The sequence below is a fragment of the Mesorhizobium sp. M5C.F.Ca.IN.020.32.2.1 genome, assembly GCF_004023105.1.
GTDB classification, from domain to species: Bacteria; Pseudomonadota; Alphaproteobacteria; order Rhizobiales; family Rhizobiaceae; genus Mesorhizobium; species Mesorhizobium wenxiniae.
The window spans coordinates 1-1,862 of record NZ_RZSX01001077.1; the positions used below are offsets into that span (position 1 = coordinate 1).

The window sequence follows — 1,862 nt, forward strand, 5'->3', positions numbered from 1 at the left end:
CAGTCTGCTGTGGCGGGTTCAGAAATATGTCGACGCGTGCCACATCAATTCGGATGATGTTTTCCTGCCCTTGCCCGCGCCCGCCACGATCGCCGGTTGCCGGGAGGTTCTCGCTGCCGTTCTGACCGGCGCCACCTTGCATCTCGCCGAGCTCGAAGCCATCGGCCTGCGGGCGGTCCAACGCCTGGCAGAATCCGAAGGCGTGACGGTGACCTATCTTGTTCCGGCCTTGCTCCGCGCACTCATGGCGGACAAACCTGCTGACGCCTTCCGCTCGCTCCGAGTGGCCCGGATCGGAGGAGAGACGGTGTCATGGACCGATATCGCCCTGCTGCGCAAGGTCGTTTCGAGCACTTGCCTCATCCAGATCGGTTACTCGTCAACCGAGACCACAGGGTCGCAATGGTTCTTACCGCAGGACTGGCCGGAGGAAGGCGCCTCGGTTCCGGTTGGCTGGCTGCTTCCAGGAATCGCGTTCGCGATTGTCGACGAAAGAGGCCGCCGCGTTCAGCCGGGCAAGAGCGGAGAGCTCCTGATAAGAAGCCCGTATGTCCTGCTTGGCCATTGGGAGAACGGCGCCGTCGTGCCGGCGGAATCGGATCCGGATGACCCGGATCTTCGGATCTTCGCGACGGGTGACCTCGTCCAACTTGACAGTCATGGCCTGCTGCGGATCGTCGGACGTAAGGGGCGCCAGATAAAGATCAATGGTCGGCGTATCGAGCCGGCCGAACTCGAACGGGTGTTGCGTAACGCGCCTGACGTGGAGGATGCCGTTGCAATCGTGACGGCGGCAAATGAGCTTGTTGCATTCGCAATTCCCCAGCCATGGGCGAGCCCAGCCTTTTCGGACGAGCTTCGCCAGCTTGTCAGAACGAAGCTGTCGCCGCCGCTGTGTCCCTTGCGGCTCCACACGATCGCCGGGATTCCGCGTCTGCCGGGCGGCAAGGTCGACATGACTACGCTTGCGGAGATCGATCTTTCAGCCAGGAAGATCGCCCCGGCCGCGCAGCCGTCCAATACGAGCGAACTGACCGTCCACCGGATAGTGCAGCATGCCTGGAACAATATCCTCAATACACGTGTCGCCGCAGGCCGCTGGGATGACGCAGGCGGAGATTCGCTGAAGCTGCTGCAATGCGTCATGGAAATCGAAAGCGCCATCGGGCAGGAACTCAGTCTCGAGGGCTTCACGGTCGGTATGAGCGCGGACGAAATGGTCAAGGCGGTCGTGTCGGCACAAGCAGGCGACCAGCGCGCGCGCGCGCAGGCGCACGACGCGCCAATTCTTTTCCTGTTCCCGGGCTCGGTCGGCTATGGCCCGAGCCTCGCTGCCTTTGCAGCCGCGATGGGAAAGGTCGCCCGAGTAGCCCCCATCAGGTACCCCGCCCTGGCTATGATTTTGCGCGGCCAGAACACCGTCGCCAACATGGCCGACGCCGCCGTCGAGCAGATCCGCCGCGCCCAGCCTGCGGGTCACGTACGACTTCTCGGCCATTCACTTGGTGGCGCCGTCGCGTTCGAAGTCGCGGCGCGGCTGCTGGCCGCGGGGCGAACTGTGAAGTTCCTGGGAATCCTCGACACGAGTCTCCTCGGCGAGCGGAGCACCTATTGGGGGATGATTGTCCGCACATATCAGCGAATCCGGACCAACCGGGTGACCGCTGACCGGATGGTCTGCCGCTTCCTTGCAAAAGTCGCTGTCAAAACGGGCTTCGAGGCGCAGCTCGCCCGCATCCTCGATCGCTATGCCCAGGACGAGTTCAACGCGACGAGCTTCAGAACCAAACTGGAACTGCAGGGGCAGTTGCGGGGGCGAGCTTTCTACCAGTGGTTGGCGATACCCAGACCGACCCTGCCGA

1 protein-coding gene is annotated in these 1,862 nt (G+C 63.1%); it reads left to right on the forward strand.

Going from position 1 to position 1,862, the window contains the following annotated elements; genetic code table 11:
* On the forward strand, positions 1-1,862 hold a 1,862-nt coding region (locus EOA86_RS33005), incomplete at both ends, for an AMP-binding protein (protein ID WP_128345398.1).